Origin of the sequence: Legionella sp. (assembly GCF_965140895.1) — a bacterium.
GTDB lineage: Bacteria > Pseudomonadota > Gammaproteobacteria > Legionellales > Legionellaceae > Legionella.
This window is the reverse complement of record NZ_CBCSKT010000146.1, coordinates 1-1087: the sequence shown is the minus strand read 5'-3', so window position 1 is coordinate 1087 and position 1087 is coordinate 1. Positions and strand designations below refer to the sequence as shown.

Sequence of the window (1087 nt, the reverse complement as noted above, 5' to 3'; positions counted from 1 at the left end):
ACAGACATGGGGGTGGATGTTTCTCAGGCAAAGATCCTTCAAAAGTAGATCGCTCCGCTGCTTATGCTGCACGCCACGTAGCCAAAAATATTGTGGCTGCAGGTTTAGCTGATAAGTGTGAAATCCAGGTTTCTTATGCCATTGGGGTTGCTGAACCTACCTCTATTTTTGTGGAAACTTTTGGCACCGGTCGTTTAGCTAATAATGAAATTATTGAGTTAATTCAATCTCATTTTGATTTAACTCCTCAAGGTATTATTGAACATCATAATTTACTACGCCCAATTTATAGAGAAACGGCAACATATGGGCATTACGGACGTGAGCAATTTCCTTGGGAACGTTTAGATAAGGTCGCTCAATTACAGAAAGCACTATAAGGATATAACTATGGAATTAGCCACTAAGGTAACTATGAGTCAAAATTATAAAGTAGCAGATATGTCCTTAGCGTCTTGGGGACGTAAAGAAATTGCAATTGCAGAAACGGAAATGCCGGGTTTGATGGCTTTACGCGAAGAGTTTGGTGCAGCGAAGCCGTTAAAAGGCGCTCGCATTTCAGGTTGCTTGCACATGACTATTCAAACCGCAGTTTTGATTGAAACTTTAGTAGCACTAGGTGCTGACGTTCGTTGGTCTTCATGTAATATTTTTTCTACTCAAGATCATGCGGCTGCTGCAATTGCTGCGGAAGGAATTCCAGTTTTTGCCTGGAAAGGGGAAACTGAGGAAGAGTATTGGTGGTGTGTGGAACAAACATTAAGAGGTCCTGATAATTGGACTCCTAATTTACTTTTAGATGATGGCGGCGATTTAACGCAAATTATCCATGAAAAGCATCCAGAGCTTTTGGACGGAATCAAAGGGGTTTCTGAAGAAACAACTACTGGAGTCGCTCGCCTTTATGAAATGGCAAAAAAAGGCGATTTAAAAATACCTGCGATTAATGTGAATGATGCGGTTACTAAATCTAAATTTGATAACCTTTATGGCTGTCGTGAATCTTTATTAGATGGATTAAAGCGTGCAACCGACGTGATGATTGCGGGTAAAATTGCTCTAATTTTAGGTTATGGTGATGTGGGTA

2 protein-coding genes are annotated in these 1087 nt (G+C 40.6%); both read left to right on the top strand.

The window, feature by feature from the left end:
• On the top strand, positions 1-380 hold a 380-nt coding region (locus tag ACQY7T_RS13415; RefSeq protein WP_428414029.1), incomplete at its 5' end, for a methionine adenosyltransferase domain-containing protein.
• A gap of 10 nt (positions 381-390) precedes the next feature.
• The coding region (locus ACQY7T_RS13410; RefSeq protein WP_428414028.1) for an adenosylhomocysteinase at positions 391-1087 on the top strand (697 nt) is incomplete at its 3' end.